Below are 22,265 nucleotides of genomic sequence, written 5' to 3' on the forward strand. Positions count from 1 at the left end.
TCCAGCTCTTTTATTGTCGATGCAAGCGAAGTAAAATCATTGTTTGATAATTTTAAACAATTGGCTTAATTGTGCAAAAAAACCTCAAGCAAATAACCAGTTTTTTACAAGTCGTTGATTCCGGTTCTTTTACCAAGGCTGCTGAAATTTTAGGCTTAAGCCGATCAATGGTGAGTATTGATATAAAACAATTAGAAAAGCAGCTAAATACAAGCCTATTAATTCGCAACACCCGTAATATTGCATTAACTGAAATTGGTCAGCATTTTTATGAAGATTTTAAACAAATCCAACTTCAGATTGATGAGGCATTTGAGCGAAGTCAACACTTAGGTACAAGCATTACAGGCACTTTACGGTTTTCGTCTACCAATGAATTTGGCCAACGTTTCATTTTGCCTTTACTTCCTGAGTTTTCTCGGCTTTACCCACATTTACGTTTACAGTATTCATTTAATTCATCTCTCGATGATTTAGTGACTGAAAAATTAGATCTGGTTATTCGACTAGGGAATTTAAAAAACTCATCTCCAAAAACTCGAAAAATCGGAGAATATTCAATCTATCTTGTGGCTACTCCGCAGTTTATAAAAGACCATCCTATAGAAAATATATCTGATTTAGCGAATGTTCCGTGGATTGGTCACACATTATTGAACTGGCAAGATTCACAATATATTTTGGAAAATAGTTTAGGTGAGCAGTATTCATTACCTTTTATTCGAAGTCAGTATGAATCAAACTCGGTAACAGCCATTCATCAAATGGCTCTCTCATCTTTAGGTATTGCGATTTGCCCAGCATGGTTAGTTGATGAAGATATTCAACAAAACCGGTTAATTCGATTATTTCCCGATTTCTCATTACCGCTACAAAATATTCAATTACTTTATCCTAATACTTCTAATTTATCGGGCAAAACGAGAGCATTTATAGACTTTTTGGTGTCCCATCTTTCTTTTAGATAAGCTAAAAAGTATGTAAGTCATGGAAGATAAGCTATTTTATATAAATAGACAATTCTGTCTGTTTTTTATAAAATATCGATGATTATGACTCAGTTTTTATAATAATGATGTCCCATAAAATATTTCAAATTTTAGATAGTTTAGGGTTGGTCGCACAGAACCGCGTTCTTCATGTGCAATTTTCCAACGCATCATTAAACAATCAAGTCTTCTTGCAACGCATCGAGGGCGAACATACCCTCAACCAAGGTAGCGTTGCTGAGTTACTGTGCTTATCGACAAACGCGCATATTGCATTAAAACAATTTATTGGCTGTCAGGTTGCCGTCGATCAAGTCACTGACATGGGGCAGTTTTTTAGAACTACGGGCATTATTACAGAAGCGAGCCAAGGGCAAAGCGACGGTTCATTGACTATTTATAACTTAACCTTAAAAGACCCAACTGCACTCTGGCATAAACGCCGTAATAGCCGTGTGTTTATGAACAAAAGCGTCCGCGATATTAGCGAAATTTTATTTAAGGAATGGCAAGGCAAAAGTCCGTTATTTGCTTCAAGCTTAACGCTCGACACGGCAGGCTTAACTAAAGACTACGATGTGCGTCCATTTGTGATGCAGTCAAACGAAAGTGATTATGACTTTTTAACCCGTTTATGGCGTAGTGAAGGCATTAACTGGTTAGTCGACGAATCACAACTTTTTGTCGCTGACCAGAATGCTTCCATTCAGCCACAAGTGTTACGCTTAATTGATGATAACCAAAACTATCAGGCGCTTGAACGCCGTAGTCTCCGCTACCAACGCAGCAGTGCGACAGAACAGTTCGATACCATTACTCAAGTCAAGGCAGAGCGCCGCTTACAGCCAACTTCGGTTCATGTGCAACGCTGGCAAGCTGATGTCCTACAACAAGAAGAAGGCAGCGGTAGCGTACAAGGCACACAAAAGCACAGCGAACACTATGACAATGCCAGCTTAAACCTTGAAGATGCATGGCATGTCAGCCCAGCGTGGATGCAAGATTTAAACGGTGAAGATCAAGCTACAGCTTCAGGCAATAGCCAGATTGAACAGCTTAATCAGCACATCAATGCGTACCATCACTTGAGTTCTAAACAGTTTACGGTTTCGGGCAACGTCCGTGATGCACAGGTGGGTTACTGGTTTGAGCTGAATGATCATCCTGAACTCGACCAACATGACAGTGCTGATAAAGAATTCTTAATTTTAAGCAAGCACTACTATAACCAGAATAATTTACCGAAAGAATTACAACAGCAACTTGAGCGTCTGTTGCCCAAAGACAAACTCAAGGTAGCTCAGCTCGACAGCCAAAATCCTGAGCAGCGCCACTATGCTGAGCTGAACGTGGTTCGACGCAACATTAAAGCTGTGCCTGAATATAGCCCGCTAGAACACCGACCAGCCGCTCACCCGCAGCGTGCTAGAGTAGTTGGGTTAGAGGGCGAAAGCATTCATGTTGACCAGTGGGGGCGTATTAAAGTCCGTTTCCTGTTTACCCGAACAGATGATCATAGTCATGACGGTGGAGCAGGCAGTAACGACAATGACACCGACTCGGCTTGGGTTGATGTGCTGACCCCATGGGCAGGTGCAGGTTATGGTGCACGTTTCTTACCTCGCGTGGGTGAGATCGTGGTCATCGACTTCTTTGACGGCAACATTGACCGACCATTTGTGGTGGGTCGTATTCACGAAGCTGAACGTCATCCAACGCAATTCGACCAGAAAGGCCAACTACCTGACACTAAAAAGCTCAGTGGTATCCGCTCCGAAGAAGTGGATGGCAAAGGCTTTAACCAGCTACGTTTTGATGACACCACGGGACAAATCAGTGCGCAGTTGCAAAGCAGCCATGCAGCCAGCCAATTAAACCTCGGTAACTTAAGCCATCCAAAAGACAAGGCGGAAAGTGAAGGTCGTGGTGAAGGTTTCGAACTTAGAACAGACCAATGGGGAGCGGTAAGAGCGGGTAGTGGCTTACTCGTTAGTACCCACAAACAGGACCAAGCTCAAGGCGTACACCTTGATGCAAATGAGGCCAAACAACAAATCGAAGGTGGCCTTAACAATGCCAAGGCACTCAGTGAAGTTGCTAAAAATCAGCAAACTGATCCATTGGAAGTTCTTGAGAACTTAAAAACGTTCATAGAACAAATTGAAGAAAAAGATCAAGACAAAGCTGCCGCTTTTAAGCAAGCCTTGATGATATTAACTGCGCCTAACAGTATTGCTCTCTCCAGTAACGAAGACATTCACCTCAGCGCAGATGCTCAGTTAAGTCAAACTGCGGGCGACAGCATCAACCTGACCACTCAAAAAAACCTGATTGCGCATGCCCAAAATAAAATTAGCCTTTTCGCAGCGCAAGAAGGGGCAAGACTCTATGCAGGCAAAGGCAAAGTCGAGATACAAGCACAAGGTGATGGAGCTGATTTAATTGCCCGTAAAGCGGTTCAGATTATTTCAACTGAAGACAAAATTGAGATTAGTGCTTCTAAAGAAATCGTTATCACGGCGGGTGGATCTCAAATCAAGATTAATGGTTCAGGAATTTTCCCTGTCACTGGCGGCAAGTTTGAGGTAAAAGCTGGGCAGCATTTGTTTATGGGGGGAGGAAGTACTTCTGCTACTTTGCCTGCTTTGCCAGCAGTAGGAAAAAATACGGGTTCAATAGAGCTTAATTATGTTTATGAAGATTTATCTCCTGTAAAACAAGCAACATATGAACTTTTATTTGAAGATGGGACCAGTAAAAAAGGTATGTTGGATGCAAATGGTTACGCTAAAATTGACAATATCGAGTTAGGTAAGAAAGCCAAAGTTTTATATGGTGAAGATATTAGAGTTAAACCAGAACATTTTATAGATCTTTTGGAAAATCCTATTGCTGAGCAAAAAATACGTACTGAAGAAGAGGTGTTATCTGCGAGGGCAACATTTTCTGATACATACAATGCTTATCTAAAAGATAATTTTTTTGATGATGAAATTGAAGAAATGCAAAATAGCAGCGAAATTATACATGACTACTATGATGATTATATTTTAGAAAATGAAATTACACCTGAGACAAAACCATATAAAGAAATGCATTCGCAAGATTTAACAGATGACGAAGCTGAATCTGAGCGTAGTTATCAAGAAGGTGATATTTAATGGCGACTTTACCTTCTGTACCAGCAAAAGCAACTAAACAACCTGTAACACAAAGAGTAACACCTCAGCAGTTAAAAAAAGCAGATGATGATGTAGGGAAGTGGTTTTTAGGCTTACTAGATGGGAGTGGTACGGGGCCTAGTCAAATTATTGTTACAGCAATTTTAGGATGCGTTCCTGTCGTAGGACAATTATTTGATTTACGTGATTTAATTAAGGGAATTATCTTAGTAGCCACAAATCCGGCTAATATAATGGGATGGGTAGATTTAGTCATAACTTTAATTGGATGTATTCCTGGATTTGGAGATGCATTCAAAGCAGGGTTTAAGCTTGCAAGAAGTGGTGCAAATGCAGAGCGTGTATTTGATGCTATGCGTAAATATGCCAAGATAGATCCTAAAAAAGCATTAAAAGAAATGGATTGGAATCAACTTAAAAACAAATGTCTTTCTTTACTTAATAAAATGATTGATGAATTTGTAGATGTTCTGGATTCTTGGTTGGCAAAACAAGTAATGGGTAGACCCAAAGTAAACGACGTAATTCGTATGCTTCAACAAGTAAAAAAAGATGCTCCAAAATATATGAATTCTGCGTTTGCAGAAATTCAAAAAACAGTTAATCAAATGTTGAATATGCATCCCCCATTACCAAGTACAGCAGCAGCTAAGACGACACGTCAAGTTCCGCCTAGACAGACGACAGTTGCAGGGAAAGGGAAAAACTCATCTCAACAACCTTCAAGTCATCAACGAGGTGGAGCACAGCAGCAAGTAAAAGATAAAGCGCCAACTGTTCAGAGTTCTGCTGCTAATAAAACAAAGCGTAGTCAAGAAATTAGGCAATCGAAAAAAAAGCGTTGGTCTACCGGGGTGCCTGCTGAGCATATTGTAGATTACTATTCAAAAGAAAGACGAAAAGGTTTACGTAAAATTAATGATAATGGACGTTTAATAGAAGAACATGATCGTTTAAAGCGTAATGCAGCGGGTGACCGGATACGTAAACAAGATATTAACCAAACTGGTATAGATCATTTGTGGTTTGGAAGCCATAAAGGTCGTAAATATTTGGTTGGTGAAACAAAGGGAAGCATTTTTGGTCATTTTGCTTTTTTAGCGGGAATGGCAGATTCTGATGCTAAGGCTATTGAAGGTAATCGGAGCGAGATTGGTAAAATTTTTGATGAGAAGACTGAGTACAATGAACAGTCAGGGTTAGGTAAAAGATCGACTAGTGCAGAAACTTCTATAAAAAATGAAGGGGCTCTAACGGGCAGTCAAGGGAAAGCTGGGTTAAGTGGAACTAAGTCTAAAGGTCGTCAGATGAGTCATAAATGGATTAACTCATCAATAATTGTTGATGCATCGATATCAGTGGGTTATAAAAATCAATTTATTCTTGAATATCGTAGTGCTCAGAGGTTAAGAAAGCCTATTACGTTATACTGTCGTGAAATTTATATGGTAACAGGTAAACAATATGAGCAACATGATCGATCTAAGGGTAAAACCCATAATATTCAGCAGCCTATAATTTTATTACCCGATAATGTTTTGATGGAATAATACTTAAATGATTACCTTATTGAATGAGAAAGACTGGAAAAATTTAAGAAGAGAACCTTATCAGAAATATAAGGATTATCAGATGGTTGTTTCCTCTGCAATTGATGGCATTCCGGAGACTATGAGGTCCATAAATGATGATAGCTTATCTGTAGAGGGGTATCATTTTAGTGGTTTAATGAATGCCTCAAGTCTTTTGTTTAAAGAAAGCTTAGAGCTTATTTTTTATAGTTATTCTGCTGGTTCATCTATAAAAGAGTTAGCTAATTATTTTCCAAATATTATTGAATATTTGAAACTTTATGTTAAGCACCATATCAATTTTCATCAAAGTTTAGAAAGTGATGGGCATTTAGTACCACATTTAGAACTGGTAACTGATGAATATTGGGAAGCTTTACAGTTAGTTTGTTTCTCTATTTTATTTGCTCAACCTGAGCATTTAAAAACAATTATGGAAATTCTGGCTTATGAAAATGATGAGCAAGATGCTTTACTGGATAAGCTAGTTTCTCCATGGTTACCAGATCGGGAAATCTCGGGGGTGTATTTAAGACAACTTCCATATAGAAAGCTTGAAAAAGTATTTACGGCGAATGAAGCTGACCGTCCAGCTTTGATGTCTGCTTATATGGATGAGTGGTATGGTGCAAGCAAAAGAGAACCTTATCATGATCGCCATAAGAGTAGTTTTTTCCCAGGCTATTGGTCGCTAGAAGCAGCAGCTATGACGGTCATTTTGCGAATAGATGACAGTAGTTATCGAGATAAACCATACTATCCAAAAGACTTAGTTGATTATGCTCGAAGCCAGTATACAGTTCTAGATGAACATGGAAATGTAGAGGGAGAAGCTAACCGTTTACGTTGTGAAGCTGGTGAGCCTTGTCCACAGTCTGGAGAATGGTATAGCCCAGCGAATGGCATGCAAAAGCGTCATTTTAATCAGGGCGAAATTATGCCGGAAATTAAAGATAATCCTTGGGGCGAAACCATTTGGTATTTAGATATAGAAAATGAATAATATTTTATTTTTTGATCTTTTAATATAGGGCCTATCTAACGGATAGGCTTTTTCGTAATTTATTAAATTTAAATAGTATTTGGCAGATTGTAGTTTATTGCCCATAATATTTTTAATGGAATAATACTTATATGATTAGCCTATTAAATGAGAAAGACTGGAAAAATTTAAGACGAGAGCCATATCAAAAATTTTCAGATTATCAAAAACGATTGGATTTTAATCTTAAAAATATTCAAATAGGTTTAAATAATCTAGAGAATAATTTTTATCATGGACCTGATGATTATTATGTTGGGTTAATGAATGCTGCAAATGCTATTGCTCAACTATCCCTTAAAAGTATTTTTTTTAGTTATTCTGCTGGTCTAACTGTAGACGAACTTGCTGATTTTTTTCCAAAGGTAGTGGAATATTGGCAGCTTTATGCAAAGCATCATATCAATTTTCATCAAAGTTCAGAATGTGATGGACATTTAGTACCACATTTAGAACTGGTAACTGATGAATATTGGGAAGCTTTACAATTAGTTTGTTTCTCAATTTTATTTGCTCAACCTGAGCATTTAAAAATAATTATGGAACTTCTAGCTTATGAAAATGATGAGCAAGATGCCTTACTAGATAAACTAGTTTCCCCATGGTTACCAGATCGGGAAATCTCGGAAGTATATTTAAGACAACTTCCATATAGAAAGCTTGAAAAAGTATTTACGGCGAATGAAGCTGACCGTCCAGCTTTGATGTCTGCTTATATGGATGATTGGTATGGTGCAAGTAAAAGAGAACCTTATCATGACCGTCATAAAAGTAGTCAGTTTCCGGGGTATTGGTCATTAGAAGCAACAGCAATTACTATTATTTTACGAATAGATGATAGTAGTTATCGAGATAAACCATACTATCCAAAAGACTTGGTTGATTATGCTCGAAGCAAATATGGTGCATAACTAACAATTAATTTTCTAATAGAGAAATATAATATTTGATAAAGATTTTAGTCGAAGACAACAATTTTTAGATGAAAAGTATTATCTCTCTACTAGACCTGCTTTAATATTTGATGGGGAAACAGGGCTTCATTACAACCGTTATTATTATTATTCGCCGTATGTAGGGCGTTTTATTTCCAAAGATCCTATTGGGCTATTTGGAGGATATAATAATTATGCTTATGCGCCGAATTCTGTGGGTTGAATTGATCAGCTTGGGCTAGCAAAAACACCCACCCGAACTCTGTAAAAAATTGGAAAAATTATGTAGGCTGTAAACATACTAATTCAGATATTCATCATGGTTTTCCCGAAGAATATACAGAAAGATTTAAAAATATAGCTGGTATCGATGTGAATAATCCACAATATTATTATAATCTTCCAAAAAGAAAAGCATACTAAATCTCCTGGTATTCAAACTAACAGTTCGCGTACTGGTCAGAATTGGAATAAAACTTAGGGAGGAATTTTAAACTAAGCTGAAGCTATGAATTCATCACAAGCTGAATCGAAGGAAATCTTGGAACAACGCTTGAGAGCATTAGCAAGGAAAAAGCGTATTGGAAAGCATAATGCTACAGCTGTTAAGGATGCAAACTTTTGTAAATTACAGTAAGTTAAAAGGTATATGAAATGTTTGATAAATTAATGACAGATCAAGAAGTTAAAGCGAAATTATTTGAAAAAGTAGCAAAATAAAGAAATTTGGCAAACTGCCTCAGCTTAATAATAACTATTTATCTTTTTTAGGTAAATTAAAAGAAATAGAAATTACATCTGATATCTTAATTTTTGGATATGAAATAGCATTAAAAGAAAATCAATATCTTCATGAAAATTATTCTGAAATAAGTGAGAAAGTTTGGATAATTAGTCGTACTGGTCAAGGTGATAAGTGGTTTATAGGTAAGAAAAAAAATAATATCTTGTTTTATGATCATAACCAAGGCGAGTATTTGAATATTAATCAGTTTCTAGATATGAAAATTAATTTTGAAGACTTTCTTAAAATGGAATTTTCTTATCAACAACTTGAAGAAGTATTGGATATACACGAAGAGCTTAATAAATTTGAGCAAGATCAATTTAAGAAATTAGTCAATTCGATTAATGAAGGTTTATATGGAAGATATCCCTTTGAATATTTTTAATTTTTATTGATCTTTAATAATTTTTAGGTGAAAATATTTGATACTATTTAATTGTATTAAATAGGGAGTCTTAATAGTGCGGGTTTGTTTTAAAAAATTATTAGAAGAAGTTGATAAATGTAATGAAATAATTTATGGTGAAAGATTCCTTCTTAATCAGGATAATTCTTTTAGTGATGATCTATTTAAAAGCTATTTAAGTTATATTTCTGAAAATGATTTTAATATTGATATAGGCGGAAATATAAATGATTTTTTAGGAAAAGATTCGTTAGACAATATTCAATATATGTTTGAAGATATATTCGATGGAGAAAGTGCTACAGTATTCTTAACACAACATGATGTAAATATAGTATACATAAATCATAATAGTGGCGAGATAGGAGCATGTATTTCAGGCGATAAATTACATATCATTGCTAAAAATTTATTTGATTTTTTTTCGCAAATTAATATTGTGCAAAATTTAATTGTTGACTTATATTATTCTAACCCTAGAGATGAAAATGGAGGATATAAGAAAGGTTTCTTAGAAGAACTAAAGAAAACTCTTATAAAAGAAAATGTAGTATTGGATGTAGACTATTTTTTAGAATTTTTTATGGTTAAGGTGTAAAGGTTGTTTTATAATTGAAAGTAGCACTTTAATATATTTGGGAGTGGTACTTTAAAAGAAGATATATAGATGAATATGGATGATTTAGAATATTTTTTAAATAAAGAACTTTTATTACCTCTAAAAGTTCCTTCAAATTGGTATATTTCTAAAAACTATCTTTATCAGGTTAGCTGTAATTGGTTAAATCAATTAAATGATGAAGATAAATTTAAGATGTCAGAAATTTTTCTGTATAAAAATATCTTTTATGCGAATTTAAAGAGAATAATTAATAATTTAACATATAGTTTTGTGGTTGATATTTCTGTTTATCCAGAAATTAAAGAGGGCTTATATACGAAATTTGAATATGAAATTGGTTTGGGGTTGTATGAAATTTCAAAAAAGAATAAGTTGATTTTTATGAGGAATTGTAGTTTTTATAATATTTTGGATATTTGTGAGTTTTTGAATATTATATTGATAGATATCTATCATAATTTAGGAGATTCTATTAGTGAGAATGATATATTTGAAAACTTAGATGTTTTTTTTGAAAAAAATAAATGATAATATTTTTTGCTAAATATTTAAATCAAAGCTAAGTTTTTTTTAGTCATAATTCATAGGTTGATAAATAGAAATTAGAAATTAGGGGTAATTTTTTGTTTGTTTACATTGCTAAAGAGTCAAACTTGCAAAGACAGCTGCTGTTCTTAATCATATAGCTTAGTTTTTAAAAGAGGTGGATTGTGTTAAAAGTTAATAGGAAGTTAGTATATTCAGGTGATGAAATTTTGAAGGTTTTACAAGAGATAGAGTTTATATTAATTTCATTACATAAAATTGGGTCCTATTATGCTAAAACTCTGCCTAATTCTTATGAAGAACATGCAAAAGAAACCACTGATTTTATAGATAATAATAATATATGTGATAGGTTAGCTAATATTAGAAAAGTTTTATCTTGTAAGTTTAATAATGATCTAGGTGTGGATGATATGTCTGATATTGAAAGAGCATTGGAAAATATAGATTTCTGGGAGGCTAGAAAGTAAACTTAAAAAGAATTTAATTATGATATCTAATGATTAATTTAAGTTATTAATTAGATATCATAGAATATTTTTAAATAATTGTTTGGGAAAAACATAAAGTAAAGCTACAGTTTAAGTAATTATATAAATATTAGGTTTAACAGTGAAAATGAATATTTGGTGGAATATTGATATTAAAGATGGAGTTGTTAGTCATGACTCCATTTCTTGGATTGATGATAATTTTGAAATAAATGAAGATACAGTCTTTGACTTGTCTAAAGATTTACTACAAATTTCTTTTATTAACAATAAAATATTGGATGTCGAGTGGTATCCAGATCTAGAGGTAGTTGGTTTTTTTAAAATTATATTGATAAAAGATAGGAATTGGGATTCACCTATAATTGAAAAAGAGTGTGGGGATATAAGCAGTTTAAAGGAAAATATATCAAATATTATATCTAATAATATTTAGGTAGTGAACACATTACTAATTTGAGGGTTGTGAACCCTCTTTAATATACAAAGCATTAACAGGAAAGAAGCGGATGCAAGAATCCAATTTTAATTTGAATGTCAATATTGAATCAATTGCGGTTGGTATACAGGAAGAAAAATAGATATTGAGTACATCATAGAAGCATGGAAAGCAGATAATTATAAAATTTTTAATTCTGCTATAGTCTTCGTTCATAGTTTCAATGGATTAAATATAGCTCATGAGGTATATAGAGGAAAAGAAAAAGATTTTTCGTATTTTAATTCTATTAAAGCAACAGAAGGTATAGATCCTGCCTGGATATTTGAGGAGTATTCATTAAAGGTAGGAAGTGACATTTTATCAATTGGATTGGGCTATAGTGAAAATTTAATATATTTTATTGATCAATCATTTCAGTTTTATGGTGGTTATGATGACTATTTTTGCAAAATTGGGAGATTCAGTTAGCGGAATTAAAAATTGTTGGGAAAAATTTTTTGGAGGTTATAGATAATGGATTCGTGGCATAAGTTATATTCAGAAAAGTTAGTAAATTTAATTGTGGATGAGTTTCTAGTTCTTTACGAAAATTATAATAAAGATGAAGATAAAATATATGCTTTAGCATTAATTACTGACGATGATGCTTTGACAAATTATATAATGATATCAACAGAACGTACTAGAAATAGTGCACATGCAGGAGTTGAGTGGGAACCACATTCATGGATACAGGGCTTAAGTGATGATGATACTTTTGGAGTTAGAGCTTTTACTCCAATTATAATGGAACATTATGAGAATGATATTGCTCCAAAGTTTCAGAAAGGATTTGATTATGATGTAGAATTTAAAGAAAACTTAGAGCTCTATGTATATGCTTTAAAAGAGGCAAAAAATAAATTAATAAAAAAATGGATAAAAGTATTGAAGAAATTGTTTTCTTTGTATCTATCTTAGGAAATCCTAATATAGAGGTATCCACTGCAAAAGAAATTAATGTTTTAACCAAAAATCTAAAAGATTTTTTAGAGATAAAAAAATAATTTTAATATATTGAAAGACACCCTTAATTTTGAATAAATAGTTTTATTATTATTTTTCAATAATAGGGTGTTTTGTATAGGTTAGTATGAGTAAATAAATGAAAAGTTGGGATCAAGTGACTAAAGATGCTAGTGATTTTATTTCATTCTTAGAACAAGGAAATTTCTTTAATAAACCATTTCTGATGAGTGGAAATTATAAAATCATTACTGATGCTAAGGTTGGTATCAATTATGCTACGAATGATGACTATGATACTTTTGATGAGTGGGAAACTGTAACAGATACGCCCAACGTATTTCCAGATGATTTTAAATGGAATGATAAAATTAAATATAAGTTAAAACAGAATAATTATTTTGATTTTGAACAAAAAGAATTTAATGGTGCTAAAGAAAAATGGGTTTATGGGGAAGCTTGTATACTTACTGAATTAATGTATAGAGATATAGGGATTATTTTTCAGTGTTATGCGAATGATTGTTTCCCAGAAATCTGGAAAAAAATTCTTGAAGTCTATTTAAATGGTGGGTTTCCATGTGGTTGGGATGATCATCTACCTAATGGTAAATTAGTAGTTTACTCAAATAACTGACTTATTTTTTGTTTGATGAAAAGTATAAGGTTTATAATGCTTATACTTTTCATAAGTTTTAATTAAATTTGTGATGAATAAAATTAAAAATCTATAAGCTTGTGTCATCTTAATGACAATTATTTATCTTTTTATATAAATTAGAAGGAATAGAAATTACATCTGGTATCTTAATTTTTGAATATGAAATAGCATTAAAAGAAAATCGATATCTTCATGAAAATTATCCTGAAATTAGTGAGAAAGTTTAGATAATTGGTCGTACTGGTCAAGGTAATGAGTGGTTTATCGGTAAGGAAAAAATAATATCTTGTTTTATGATCATAACCAAGACGAGTATTTGAATATTACTCAGTTTCTGGATATGAAAATTAATTTTGAAGACTTTATAAAATAGCATTTTATTATCAACAACTTAAAAAGAATTGGATATATACGAAGAGCTTAATAAAGTTGAATAAAATTAATTTAAGAAATTAGTCTATTTAATTATATTAAATAGGAGTCTTAATGGTAGAGGTTTATTTTAAAAAAATATTGGAGAAAGTTGATAAATGTAATGAAATAATTTATGGTGAAAGATTGCTTGTTAGTCAGGGTAATTCTGTTAATGATAATCTATTTAAAAGCCCCAGATCCATACCCAGAAGATTATTTTGATAAGAATACAACAAGAGAATAGTAATGGAACTTAAATTAATTCAGGGGCCAATCCACTCTCTAGATAAAGCCAAATCTAAAATACCTGTAAACCAAGATGTGGGCGGCATCGCAGCAGGTACTGCTTTTGCAGGTGTACTTGCTGGAAGTAGTTCCTTACTCACAAGCTCACCTATTTTATTAATGGCTGGAAAAGCAAAAGATGGGATAACTTTTATTGGTGAAATAGATAAGTATCCATTAATAGGGCAATTTACAACAGCACGTTTTGAAGAAAATGACGAATTGATTGCTGTAATTAGCGAAAAACCTATTGATGGACGTCATCAAGTTTATGCAATTGTTGATCCTAAATCAGGCCTATTGTATATGATCTATGAAATGGGTCGTTCAGTAAAAATGGGATATAAAGCTATTGTGATGCAGACTTGTTTTTTTAGTGCTCTGTCATTTGGCTTGTTCATGGTGATACTTATATTCAGTTTTATCTCTTCTTCTGATTATTCTGGTGAAAGTATAATATTCTTCTTTGAGACAGTGCTTATAACATTTTTTATTTCAGTTTCATTTTCTGCATTCATAAATTATTTTAGTTTTCGAAAATCATACGAGAATTTTGGCTATTTATCTGAACAAATATTTGAAAAATTAGGTTTTGAAAATCCTAAAGAGCAGGATTTCTATAATGATTTTTTAACGGATGATAGTGTTCAGATTAGTGTAATGAAGTATCGAGAAAATTTAAAAGGAAGAGACCCTTATCCAGAAGATTATTTTGATAAGAAAAATTTTTGAAGAAAAAGGTTATTTAATGAAGCTTAGATTGTTTGTCATTACCCTAATATTAGTTACGTCTGCATGCAGTCAACAGAAAGAAGAATACACTCAAGGGACTTTAACTAAAGATTACAGAGAAGTTTCTCAATATAAATCAATCGGAGAACTCGAGAAAGCAGCAAAAGCAAGTAATCCTGAAGCATTGTTTGTGTTGGGTTCTATGTATGCAAGAGGTGAGGGTGTTGAATTCAGCCAGAAGAAGGCATTTGAATTATTTGAAAAATCTGCAAAATTAGGTTCTTCTAATGCAATGTTGCAGTTGGGTTTGATTTATCGGAATGGTAATGACTTTATAAAAAAAGATGATTTAAAAGCCTTAAAGTGGTTTGAGGAAGGAGCAAAAAAAGGTAATCCTTCAGCCATACATAATGTTGGGTTGGCATATTATAAAGGATTAGCTGTGACTGAAGATAAAACAAAAGCATTTACATATTTTATCCAATCGGCGCAGTTGGGGTTGTTGCAATCCCAGACAATAGTCGCTTCTCAATTATATAGAGGGGACGGAGTTGATAAAAATCTTGAGGAATCATTTAAATGGTCTTTGAAAGCTGCTGAACAAGGAGATGTTGAGTCGCAAAATGATGTGGGCCTATCATATGAGCGAGGAGAAGGTGTTGCCAAGGATCCTATTAAAGCACTTTATTGGTTTAAAAAAGCAGCTGATAATGGTCATACTGAAGCACAATTCAATACAGCAATTAAATATTATAATAGTGCGGGAATTGAGCATAATTTAGATAGATCAATTGAATATGCGGAAAAGGCTGCTAACAATGGAAGTAAATCTGCGGTAAGATTGTTATTTAATATTTATTCGGATGATAGCAGTTTAAAATATAATTCTGAGAAAGCTAACTACTGGAAATCTAAGCTATAATTGAATATTGGTATAAGGATTTTTAAGGCATGTTAGTATCAGTATGAACATGCCTATCTTTAACTAAGTTATTATAAATTATGAAGAAAGAAAATTTTATATTGCTGTTATTCTGTACTCTTTTGAATCTTGCTTGTAGTGAAGGTGGAAATAATCATACTGTGTCCGATACACACCTAAAAAAAACAGTTTATAGTTCTCAAGATGAGCTCAATAAAGCTGCACAAAAAAAAGATCCTAAAGCTTTATATACTTTGGCTTCTGCTTATGCAACAAACAGTACAGATGTTGAAGATCAAAAAAAAGCTTTTGAATTATTAACAATCGGCAAAGCTCGGGAATGATGAAGCTATGTTGCAACTTGGCTTAATTTATCAAGAGGGATCGAGTTATATAAATATTGATGACCAAAAAGCATTAAGTTGGTATAAGCAAGCAGCTAAAAAGAATAATGCTATGGCCTTACACAATGTTGGAGTAGCTTATTATGAGGGTATAGGAACTAAATTAGATAAAAAACAGGCTTACGAATATTTTGTTAAGGCAGCGAGATTTGGCTTTTTACAATCACAAAAAATTATTGCCTATCAGCTATATACTGGTACAGGAGTAAAGAAAGATTTAAAAGAATCTTTTTATTGGTCTCTTAAAGCAGCTCAACAAGGTGATATTAAGTCACAGAATAATGTGGCACTTAATTATGAAAAAGGTGAGGGTGTAGAAAAAGATCCAATCCAAGCAATGAATTGGTTTCTAAAATCAGCGAACAATGGTAACCCTGAGGCTCAATATAATGTTGCGTTAAAATATTTTGCTGGAAATGGTACTGATCAAGATTTTGATAAATCAATTGAATATGCTGAAAAAGCAGCAAAAGTACAAAATCAAGCAGCGATTCAACTATTAATTAATATCTATTCTGATATAAAAAATCCAAAATATAATACAGAGAAAGCAAATTATTGGCGAGCTAAGCTCTAATTTTTACAATTTATAAAGTCTATAAGACTTATTTGTACTTTAAGCTAATAAGTCTTATTTTTAATAATATAAGTTATGAAAAATATTATTTTATCTTTAATATTGGTTATTTTGACATCTGCATGTAGTGAGGGTAGTCAAAATAATACACAAGCAACTCTAACCAAAGACTACAGAAAAGTTTCCGATTATAAGTCGAAGGAAGATTTGGAGAGTGCGGCGAATGCGAATGATCCTGAAGCATTGTTTGTATTAGGTTCTATGTATGCAACAGGTGAAGGTACTGAATTTAGCCAGAAGAAGGCATTCGAACTATTCGAAAAATCTGCAAAACTCGGTTCTTCTAATGCTATGTTGCAATTAGGATTAATTTATAGAAATGGTAATGATTTCATAAAAAAAGATGATTTGAAAGCCTTAACGTGGTTTGAGCAGGGGGCTAAAAAAGGTAATCCTTTAGCTATACATAATCTAGGCGTTTCATATTATAAAGGATTAGGTGTAACAGAAGATAAAGCGAAAGCTTTTAAGTGTTTTAGTCAATCTGCAGAATTGGGCTTATTACAATCACAGGTAATAGTTGCGGGGCTTTTATACAACGGTGAAGGTGTAACTAAAGACCATAAAAAGGCTTTTGAGTGGGCATTAAAGGCCGCGAATCAAGGGGATGTTGAGTCGCAAAATAATATTGGTTTAGCTTATGAAAATGGAGATGGGGTTGCAAAAGACCCAGTGCTTGCTAAAAAATGGTTTGAAAAAGCTGCTAATAATGGTTTTGTATTAGGGCAATATAACCTTGCTCTTAAGTACTTTGATGGTAATGGTGTGGAACAGAATTTTTCAAAATCAATTGAGTATGCAGAAAAAGCAGCAAATGCGCAGAATAAAGATGCCATACAATTGTTGGTTGATATCTATTCAAATGACAAAAAACCTAAATATAATCCTGAAAAAGCTAATTATTGGAAGTCTAAGCTCTAATTGAGATTAGCGTAAGAATTTTTTAAGGCATGTTAATATTAAGTATGAACATGCCTTTTTTAATGAGTTATTAAAAAAAAGATTTGACTTGTTATTATTAGACGCACTTTTAAATCTTGCTTATAGTGTGGGTTGAAATAAGCATACTGTGCCAGATATGCAGGAAAAAACAGTTTTAGCTCCCAACAGTGATTCACTATTACAGTAAATTATGAACAAACATACTGTATAAGAATTATTTTATAGGTTGTTGGATATTGGCAACACAACGAACAGAATATAAGCGATATTTTGATTTGGTTTCCTCATCTGGGGTTGGTGGGGCTTTATTTCTAGCTATATTAAAACCATCAGCCATCATTAAGTTATCGGCTCCCATTGCTACAGTACCTCTTAAAACCTTTTCTGTACCCATTTTGGGTCCTGTTGGATTATCACTAGGTGAGTGTTTATAATAATCTTTATCGTACCAATCATTCATCCATTCATAATTATTGGTAACAAGATCGTAAAAACCTAAAGGATTTGGTGGTGTTTGACCTATAACCGGAATGTTCACGACAGTTTGTAAGTCATGTGAATGCCTGTAGTTATCATATTGATCTAATTTCCATAGATTTTTCTTTGGTTCTACTTTACCTGTATTTGTTGCGAATAAAGTATATTGTCCTTTATTTCGGGCTACATATTCCCATTGCGCTTCAGTAGGTAAGTCCATGGGTGTACCCACTTGTTGTCCGAGCCATTGGCAATAATCTTTGGCTTGTTGCCACGCCATACCAGTTGCTACTTCATGAGCAATGTTTGCACCATATCGTTTATTATCAGTACTTTCAATTTGTCCAGTTGCTTTTGTAAAAATATTAAAGTCTTCTAAGGTGGTTTTTAAGCGCTCATGTTAAAACTGCTAAGGGAAACTTTATGAAGTGTTTTATTATCGCCCCTTAGGGAGAATGGTTGGTTATTAGGTTTTTTAGTATTACCTTTAGGATTTTTTACTGCCATGCTATCAAGTACAGTTTTTTCTAATTCAGGAGTTACTAGCCCAAAATCTCCCATGAGATAGCTACCACCTTCGACAAAAATCATTTTTTTTTTAGTTTTCTCAACCAATTTCTGAATTTTTTGCTCCAGTTCAGGTGAGGGCTTTGTTTGTTTTTGATTTGATTCAGTGGATTTGGCACAAGCATTTAAAGCAATGCTTGAAAATAAGATAATAGCTATATTTTGTTTCATCATTTTTTGAAAATCATTAGGTTGTACATATTAAATGTATGCTTTAAAGGAAATCGAATTTGCTATAAAGAGGCATTATGTTAATGCTTTCTTTTAAAAGAAATGCATTCGCGTTAATTTCCTTCGGTTAGAGAGGTTCTTAAGAATCTATATTCATTAAAAAATTTAGCTGGGTATGATCTATACAAATGTTACTCAAAGTTGTAATAATAGTATCCAATGTCTATAGGAACTTCTCTTTTAGCAAGTTGCTAAGTAAATTAAAACTGAAACAAAATATAATAAATAGACAGATTAGTCTTGACAATTTTGTTTTTATTTATATTAAGTTTCTACTTTCATAAATCCGAAATGTATCTTTTACAATCATTTAATTCTTTTTCTTTTAAATCAAATAAAATATTTTTAAGAAAATGTTTCGTAAAATCTTAACTAAGTGATATTTATGATAAATTTTAATTTAGTTTTAATTTTTAATTAATTATTAAAATTCAATAACTTATTTTTAATTACAAAAAATAACATTATTATTTTTTTGTTAGAAAAACTTTATTAAGCTATATTTTATAAGCATCTTAACTATTTACTTTTAGTTTAAGTTGATATGATTTTTATATAAAATATGTTTGTTTATATGATAAACTGTGTCTAAATTTTTTGAATATAAGGTTTTTAGACTGATTTTTTAATGTTTTAAGAATATTAATTTTTCGGTAAAGCCTTGAATAAATAAGAAAACAGAGGAATGAAAGTTGTGTTGAAACGAAGTATTTTGATACTTTTTCTGACTGGAAACATTATCGGTCTATCATATGCTCAAGCAGCAGAACTAGAGCCTGTAAAACTTAAAAAAAGTTGTATTAAGAAGAACCCTTTAGCTGAAGGTCAAAATGATCCTGAGCTATTGAATATTTTTAAACAAGTTTGTGATAGCGATAATACAACTCAAAAAAATGATTTATTAGCTAAAGCTGCTATGCGGTTTTATCAAACCAATCAACCAGTTAAAGCGTTGAATTTAGCAAGTCAATTGCAAAGTCAAAATATACGCGGTTCATTAATAACAGATGTCTTGTTTTTATCTGGTGTGAGCATTGCAAATAACTCTTTGCAGCAAATGCGTACTCAGGAACTGAGATATTTAAGCAATAATGTGACTTATCCTCCTGCAAAACAGCTAATTGAAAATATTCATACTGCTATGCCTGCTCCTGATCCATCGAGCTTTAAAGCGAGTTCAGAAAGCAGCTCAGATGATAACGAAAAAAGAAGTTATAAAAAACAGTATGTAACACGTAATAAAGCGAGTACGTCTAGAACATCAAATAAACGAGTATCAAGTCCAACAAAGACGACTACAGTAAAACCTAAAACTGCACCCGCAGCCACTGTGAATAAATCAAAAAGTTCGCCTTTTGACCCTTTAATTAAATAATCCGGAATAGAATCTTATGGCTAAGAGAGAGAGCGTACAAAAGAAGCTTCAGCGAATTCGACCTCCACGTGTTCAGCTTACATATGATGTCGAAATTGGTGATGCAAAAGAAGCGAAAGAACTACCATTCGTTGTAGGTGTGATGGGTGATTTTTCGGCTGCATCTGAGCTTGAGCGTACAAAATTAAAAGATAAAAAATTCATTAATGTTGATTTAGATAATATTGATGAAGTTATGGAGTCTTTGTCTCCAAGAGCTGCTTTCCAAGTAGATAATACGTTGACAGAAGAGGGCGGTAAGATCGCTGTTGATTTAACATTTAAGTCAATGGAAGATTTTCGTCCAGAAAATGTGGTTCAACAGGTTGATCCATTAAAGAAACTTGTGGAAGCTCGTGAGCGTTTAACTGATTTAAGAAACAAAATTTCTAACAGTGAACGTTTAGAAGATTTACTTGATGAAGTTCTTAAAAATACAGATCAGATTCGTAAATTAAGTGCGGAGGCTGATCATGAATAATACTCAATCTGCAGCAATGCCACTTGTTGAAAATGAACAGGTTAATCTCTTAGACTCGATTGTTGAAGAAAGCCGTATTGCCCGAAATGAAGAAGAACATTCGCGTGCAAAAAGCTTAATCGGTGAGCTTGCTAAAGAAGTAATGGCAGGCACAATTACAGTTTCTGAAAATATGACCTTATCAATTGATAAGCGTATTGCAGAAATTGATGCTCTGATTTCAAGTCAATTAAGTCAGATCATGCACAATGAACAATTCCAAAAAATTGAGTCAACTTGGCGTGGTCTTTATTATTTCTGTCAAGAGACACCATCTAACTCTCTTATTAAAATTCGTATGTTGAATACGACTAAGAAAGAGTTGGTAAAAGATTTCCAAGGCGCTACAGATTTCGATCAAAGTACCTTATTCAAAAAAATCTATGAGGAAGAATACGGATCTTTTGGTGGTGCACCATATTCAGCGCTCATTGGTGATTTTGAATTTGACCGTACGCCTTCTGACATGTATTTGCTTGAGCAAATCTCTCATGTTGCTGCAGCAGCTCATGCGCCATTTATTTCGGCCGCTAGCCCAAGCATTCTTGGTCTAGAGTCATTTACTGATATTGACCGTCCTAGAGATGTTTCAAAAATCTTTGAAACAGCTGAATATGTACAGTGGCGTTCATTCCGTGACAGTGAAGATGCTCGTTATGTTGCTCTAACATTGCCACATGTGCTTGGTCGTCTTCCTTATCATCCAAAGGAAGGAACGGCTACTGAAGGCTTTAACTTTGCTGAAGATGTTTCAGGCGCAAACCACAATGAATATTTGTGGATGAATGCTGCTTATGCTTTCGGTACTCGTTTAACAAATGCATTTGATATGCATGGTTGGTGTGCTGCAATTCGTGGTGTTGAGGGCGGTGGTTTAGTCGAAGGCTTACCTGTTCATACGTTTAAAACACAAGATGGCGAAGTTGTATTCAAATGCCCAACAGAAATTGCGATTACTGATCGCCGCGAAAAAGAATTAAGCGATCTGGGCTTTATTCCTTTAGTGCATTGTAAAAATACCGATTACGCTGCTTTCTTTGGCGCGCAATCAACTCAAAAACCTAAAAAATATGACAATGATACAGCAAATGCTAACTCTGCTTTATCAAGTCAAATTCAGTACATCATGGCCGTTTCACGTATTGCTCATTATTTAAAAGCAATGATGAGAGACAAAGTGGGTAGCTTTGCTTCTGCTGGAAATGTTGAAGCATTCTTAAATGAGTGGTTGTCACAGTATGTATTACTTGATGATGGCGCTTCTCAAGAAGCAAAAGCTCAATACCCTCTACGTGAAGCGTCTGTAAAAGTTGTAGAAGATCCTGCTCAACCAGGTCACTACAAATCTGTGGTTTTCTTGCGACCACACTTCCAGCTGGACGAGTTGTCAGTTTCTTTACGACTTGTCACTGAGTTACCTCAGTCCTCAAATTAATAAAGGTCAGCGAAAGAATAACTTTAAATTACAAATAGGAAAGTTCTAAATGAAAGATATATACGTTGAGTTTCGCGGTAAATATAAAGTTGATGGAGAGTCTCGTGACTCTGAGCACAAAGGCTGGTTAGAAGTTAACTCTTGGTCTCATAACATTCGTCAACCTAAATCTGCTACTTCAAGTAGTGTTGGTGGTCATACTGCTGAACGTGTTGAACATTCAGATATGGTTTTTGTTAAAGATCTAGATGCAACTAGCCCGAAATTATGGGAAGCATGTTCAGCTGGTTATACATTTGATGAAGTGCAAATCGACTTCTACCGTGCAAATGGTGATAAGCGCATCAAGTACTTACAAATCAAATTGAAGCATGTTCTAGTTTCTAGTGTAACTCCAACAGTTAATGAAGAAGGTGTTCCAACAGAAGCGTTTGGTTTGAAATACGCAGCTGTTGAATGGACTTACAATCAACAAGATATTAACGGTACTGCTAAAGGTGCTGTTACTAAGAAATGGTCACTTTCTAACAATACTGCTTCTTACGCAGCGTAATTGTTTAAGTGAATATTTGGTGGAGGCTGACTTAAAGTTAGCCTCTGCTGTCT

The 22,265-nt window shown here is 33.5% G+C and carries 19 protein-coding genes and 4 pseudogenes; 22 read left to right on the top strand and 1 reads right to left on the bottom strand.

Annotation, left to right across the window (positions count from 1 at the left end):
- The first annotated feature begins 71 nt into the window (after positions 1–71).
- From MKL33_RS11940 to MKL33_RS12030, 18 genes and pseudogenes are all read left to right on the top strand, one after another.
- Entirely contained in the window at positions 72–968 is an 897-nt protein-coding gene (locus MKL33_RS11940; RefSeq protein ID WP_270907006.1) for a LysR family transcriptional regulator, read from the top strand.
- Positions 969–1,072: 104 nt separating this feature from the next.
- Entirely contained in the window at positions 1,073–4,150 is a 3,078-nt protein-coding gene (locus MKL33_RS11945) for a DUF2345 domain-containing protein (protein ID WP_270907007.1), read from the top strand.
- Positions 4,150–5,721 (top strand): hypothetical protein, encoded by a 1,572-nt coding sequence (locus MKL33_RS11950; protein WP_057053269.1) that lies wholly within the window; start codon positions 4,150–4,152, stop codon positions 5,719–5,721. Before MKL33_RS11945 ends, MKL33_RS11950 begins: the two co-directional genes overlap by 1 nt.
- Before the next feature lie 7 nt (positions 5,722–5,728).
- Positions 5,729–6,745 (top strand): PoNe immunity protein domain-containing protein, encoded by a 1,017-nt coding sequence (locus tag MKL33_RS11955; protein ID WP_119684745.1) that lies wholly within the window; start codon positions 5,729–5,731, stop codon positions 6,743–6,745.
- Between the two features lie 131 nt (positions 6,746–6,876).
- A complete protein-coding gene (locus tag MKL33_RS11960) occupies positions 6,877–7,695 on the top strand; it encodes a PoNe immunity protein domain-containing protein (protein WP_270907008.1) in 819 nt (272 codons plus the stop codon).
- A gap of 109 nt (positions 7,696–7,804) precedes the next feature.
- Positions 7,805–8,356: pseudogene (locus MKL33_RS20630) on the top strand (RHS repeat-associated core domain-containing protein); the annotation flags it as partial.
- 17 nt (positions 8,357–8,373) lie between these two features.
- Positions 8,374–8,891, top strand: a pseudogene (locus MKL33_RS20690) (SMI1/KNR4 family protein).
- Positions 8,892–8,967: 76 nt separating this feature from the next.
- Positions 8,968–9,510, top strand: a complete 543-nt coding sequence (locus MKL33_RS11975; protein ID WP_270907010.1) for a hypothetical protein — start codon at positions 8,968–8,970, stop codon at positions 9,508–9,510.
- A 69-nt stretch (positions 9,511–9,579) separates the two neighbouring features.
- Positions 9,580–10,062: a hypothetical protein gene (locus MKL33_RS11980; RefSeq protein ID WP_204084727.1), complete on the top strand. Its 483-nt coding sequence runs from the start codon at positions 9,580–9,582 to the stop codon at positions 10,060–10,062.
- A 182-nt stretch (positions 10,063–10,244) separates the two neighbouring features.
- Entirely contained in the window at positions 10,245–10,550 is a 306-nt protein-coding gene (locus tag MKL33_RS11985; RefSeq protein ID WP_161281974.1) for a hypothetical protein, read from the top strand.
- A 148-nt stretch (positions 10,551–10,698) separates the two neighbouring features.
- The gene (locus MKL33_RS11990; protein ID WP_161281975.1) at positions 10,699–11,007 is read left to right on the top strand and encodes a hypothetical protein; all 309 of its coding nucleotides are present in this window, start codon (positions 10,699–10,701) and stop codon (positions 11,005–11,007) included.
- A gap of 159 nt (positions 11,008–11,166) precedes the next feature.
- Complete coding sequence (locus MKL33_RS11995) at positions 11,167–11,481, top strand: SUKH-3 domain-containing protein (RefSeq protein WP_250621027.1); 315 nt, start codon at positions 11,167–11,169, stop codon at positions 11,479–11,481.
- Between the two features lie 45 nt (positions 11,482–11,526).
- Positions 11,527–11,973 carry a hypothetical protein gene (locus MKL33_RS12000; protein WP_228143220.1) on the top strand — a complete coding sequence of 149 codons (447 nt, stop codon included), beginning with the start codon at positions 11,527–11,529 and terminating at the stop codon, positions 11,971–11,973.
- Between the two features lie 184 nt (positions 11,974–12,157).
- Positions 12,158–12,655 (top strand): hypothetical protein, encoded by a 498-nt coding sequence (locus tag MKL33_RS12005; protein WP_270907011.1) that lies wholly within the window; start codon positions 12,158–12,160, stop codon positions 12,653–12,655.
- A gap of 684 nt (positions 12,656–13,339) precedes the next feature.
- On the top strand, positions 13,340–14,110 hold the full coding sequence (locus tag MKL33_RS12010) for a putative type VI secretion system effector (protein ID WP_069037101.1): 771 nt from the start codon (positions 13,340–13,342) through the stop codon (positions 14,108–14,110).
- Positions 14,111–14,126: 16 nt separating this feature from the next.
- Positions 14,127–15,032 (top strand): SEL1-like repeat protein, encoded by a 906-nt coding sequence (locus MKL33_RS12015; RefSeq protein ID WP_161281976.1) that lies wholly within the window; start codon positions 14,127–14,129, stop codon positions 15,030–15,032.
- 80 nt (positions 15,033–15,112) lie between these two features.
- A pseudogene (locus MKL33_RS12025) lies at positions 15,113–16,013 on the top strand (tetratricopeptide repeat protein).
- Between the two features lie 75 nt (positions 16,014–16,088).
- Complete coding sequence (locus tag MKL33_RS12030; RefSeq protein WP_161281978.1) at positions 16,089–16,994, top strand: tetratricopeptide repeat protein; 906 nt, start codon at positions 16,089–16,091, stop codon at positions 16,992–16,994.
- 235 nt (positions 16,995–17,229) lie between these two features.
- Here MKL33_RS12030 and MKL33_RS12035 read toward each other — a convergent pair.
- A pseudogene (locus MKL33_RS12035) lies at positions 17,230–18,233 on the bottom strand (formylglycine-generating enzyme family protein).
- Positions 18,234–18,975: 742 nt separating this feature from the next.
- On the opposite strand from MKL33_RS12035, the gene MKL33_RS12040 reads away from it, so the two are divergent.
- Genes MKL33_RS12040 through MKL33_RS12055 form a run of 4 tightly spaced genes read left to right on the top strand, consistent with a single transcriptional unit; the run spans position 18,976 to position 22,212 of the window.
- On the top strand, positions 18,976–19,665 hold the full coding sequence (locus MKL33_RS12040; protein WP_119685752.1) for a hypothetical protein: 690 nt from the start codon (positions 18,976–18,978) through the stop codon (positions 19,663–19,665).
- Between the two features lie 16 nt (positions 19,666–19,681).
- Positions 19,682–20,185, top strand: a complete 504-nt coding sequence (tssB, locus tag MKL33_RS12045) for a type VI secretion system contractile sheath small subunit (protein ID WP_005041656.1) — start codon at positions 19,682–19,684, stop codon at positions 20,183–20,185.
- Complete coding sequence (gene tssC / locus MKL33_RS12050) at positions 20,178–21,659, top strand: type VI secretion system contractile sheath large subunit (protein WP_161281980.1); 1,482 nt, start codon at positions 20,178–20,180, stop codon at positions 21,657–21,659. Before tssB ends, tssC begins: the two co-directional genes overlap by 8 nt.
- A 49-nt stretch (positions 21,660–21,708) precedes the next feature.
- Positions 21,709–22,212: an Hcp family type VI secretion system effector gene (locus MKL33_RS12055; RefSeq protein WP_000653195.1), complete on the top strand. Its 504-nt coding sequence runs from the start codon at positions 21,709–21,711 to the stop codon at positions 22,210–22,212.
- The last annotated feature ends 53 nt before the right edge of the window (positions 22,213–22,265 follow it).

This window comes from Acinetobacter sp. AOR43_HL, from assembly GCF_027854635.1.
Lineage (GTDB): Bacteria > Pseudomonadota > Gammaproteobacteria > Pseudomonadales > Moraxellaceae > Acinetobacter > Acinetobacter pittii.

Coding starts and splice junctions, on each gene's coding strand:
- MKL33_RS12030 (WP_161281978.1), top strand. CDS start 16,089: ATGAAAAATATTATTTTATCTTTAATATTGGTTATTTTGACATCTGCA.
- MKL33_RS11945 (WP_270907007.1), top strand. CDS start 1,073: ATGATGTCCCATAAAATATTTCAAATTTTAGATAGTTTAGGGTTGGTC.
- MKL33_RS11950 (WP_057053269.1), top strand. CDS start 4,150: ATGGCGACTTTACCTTCTGTACCAGCAAAAGCAACTAAACAACCTGTA.
- MKL33_RS12010 (WP_069037101.1), top strand. CDS start 13,340: ATGGAACTTAAATTAATTCAGGGGCCAATCCACTCTCTAGATAAAGCC.
- MKL33_RS12055 (WP_000653195.1), top strand. CDS start 21,709: ATGAAAGATATATACGTTGAGTTTCGCGGTAAATATAAAGTTGATGGA.
- MKL33_RS12005 (WP_270907011.1), top strand. CDS start 12,158: ATGAAAAGTTGGGATCAAGTGACTAAAGATGCTAGTGATTTTATTTCA.
- MKL33_RS11990 (WP_161281975.1), top strand. CDS start 10,699: ATGAATATTTGGTGGAATATTGATATTAAAGATGGAGTTGTTAGTCAT.
- MKL33_RS11960 (WP_270907008.1), top strand. CDS start 6,877: ATGATTAGCCTATTAAATGAGAAAGACTGGAAAAATTTAAGACGAGAG.
- MKL33_RS11955 (WP_119684745.1), top strand. CDS start 5,729: ATGATTACCTTATTGAATGAGAAAGACTGGAAAAATTTAAGAAGAGAA.
- MKL33_RS12015 (WP_161281976.1), top strand. CDS start 14,127: ATGAAGCTTAGATTGTTTGTCATTACCCTAATATTAGTTACGTCTGCA.
- tssB (WP_005041656.1), top strand. CDS start 19,682: ATGGCTAAGAGAGAGAGCGTACAAAAGAAGCTTCAGCGAATTCGACCT.
- MKL33_RS12000 (WP_228143220.1), top strand. CDS start 11,527: ATGGATTCGTGGCATAAGTTATATTCAGAAAAGTTAGTAAATTTAATT.
- MKL33_RS12040 (WP_119685752.1), top strand. CDS start 18,976: ATGAAAGTTGTGTTGAAACGAAGTATTTTGATACTTTTTCTGACTGGA.
- tssC (WP_161281980.1), top strand. CDS start 20,178: ATGAATAATACTCAATCTGCAGCAATGCCACTTGTTGAAAATGAACAG.
- MKL33_RS11980 (WP_204084727.1), top strand. CDS start 9,580: ATGAATATGGATGATTTAGAATATTTTTTAAATAAAGAACTTTTATTA.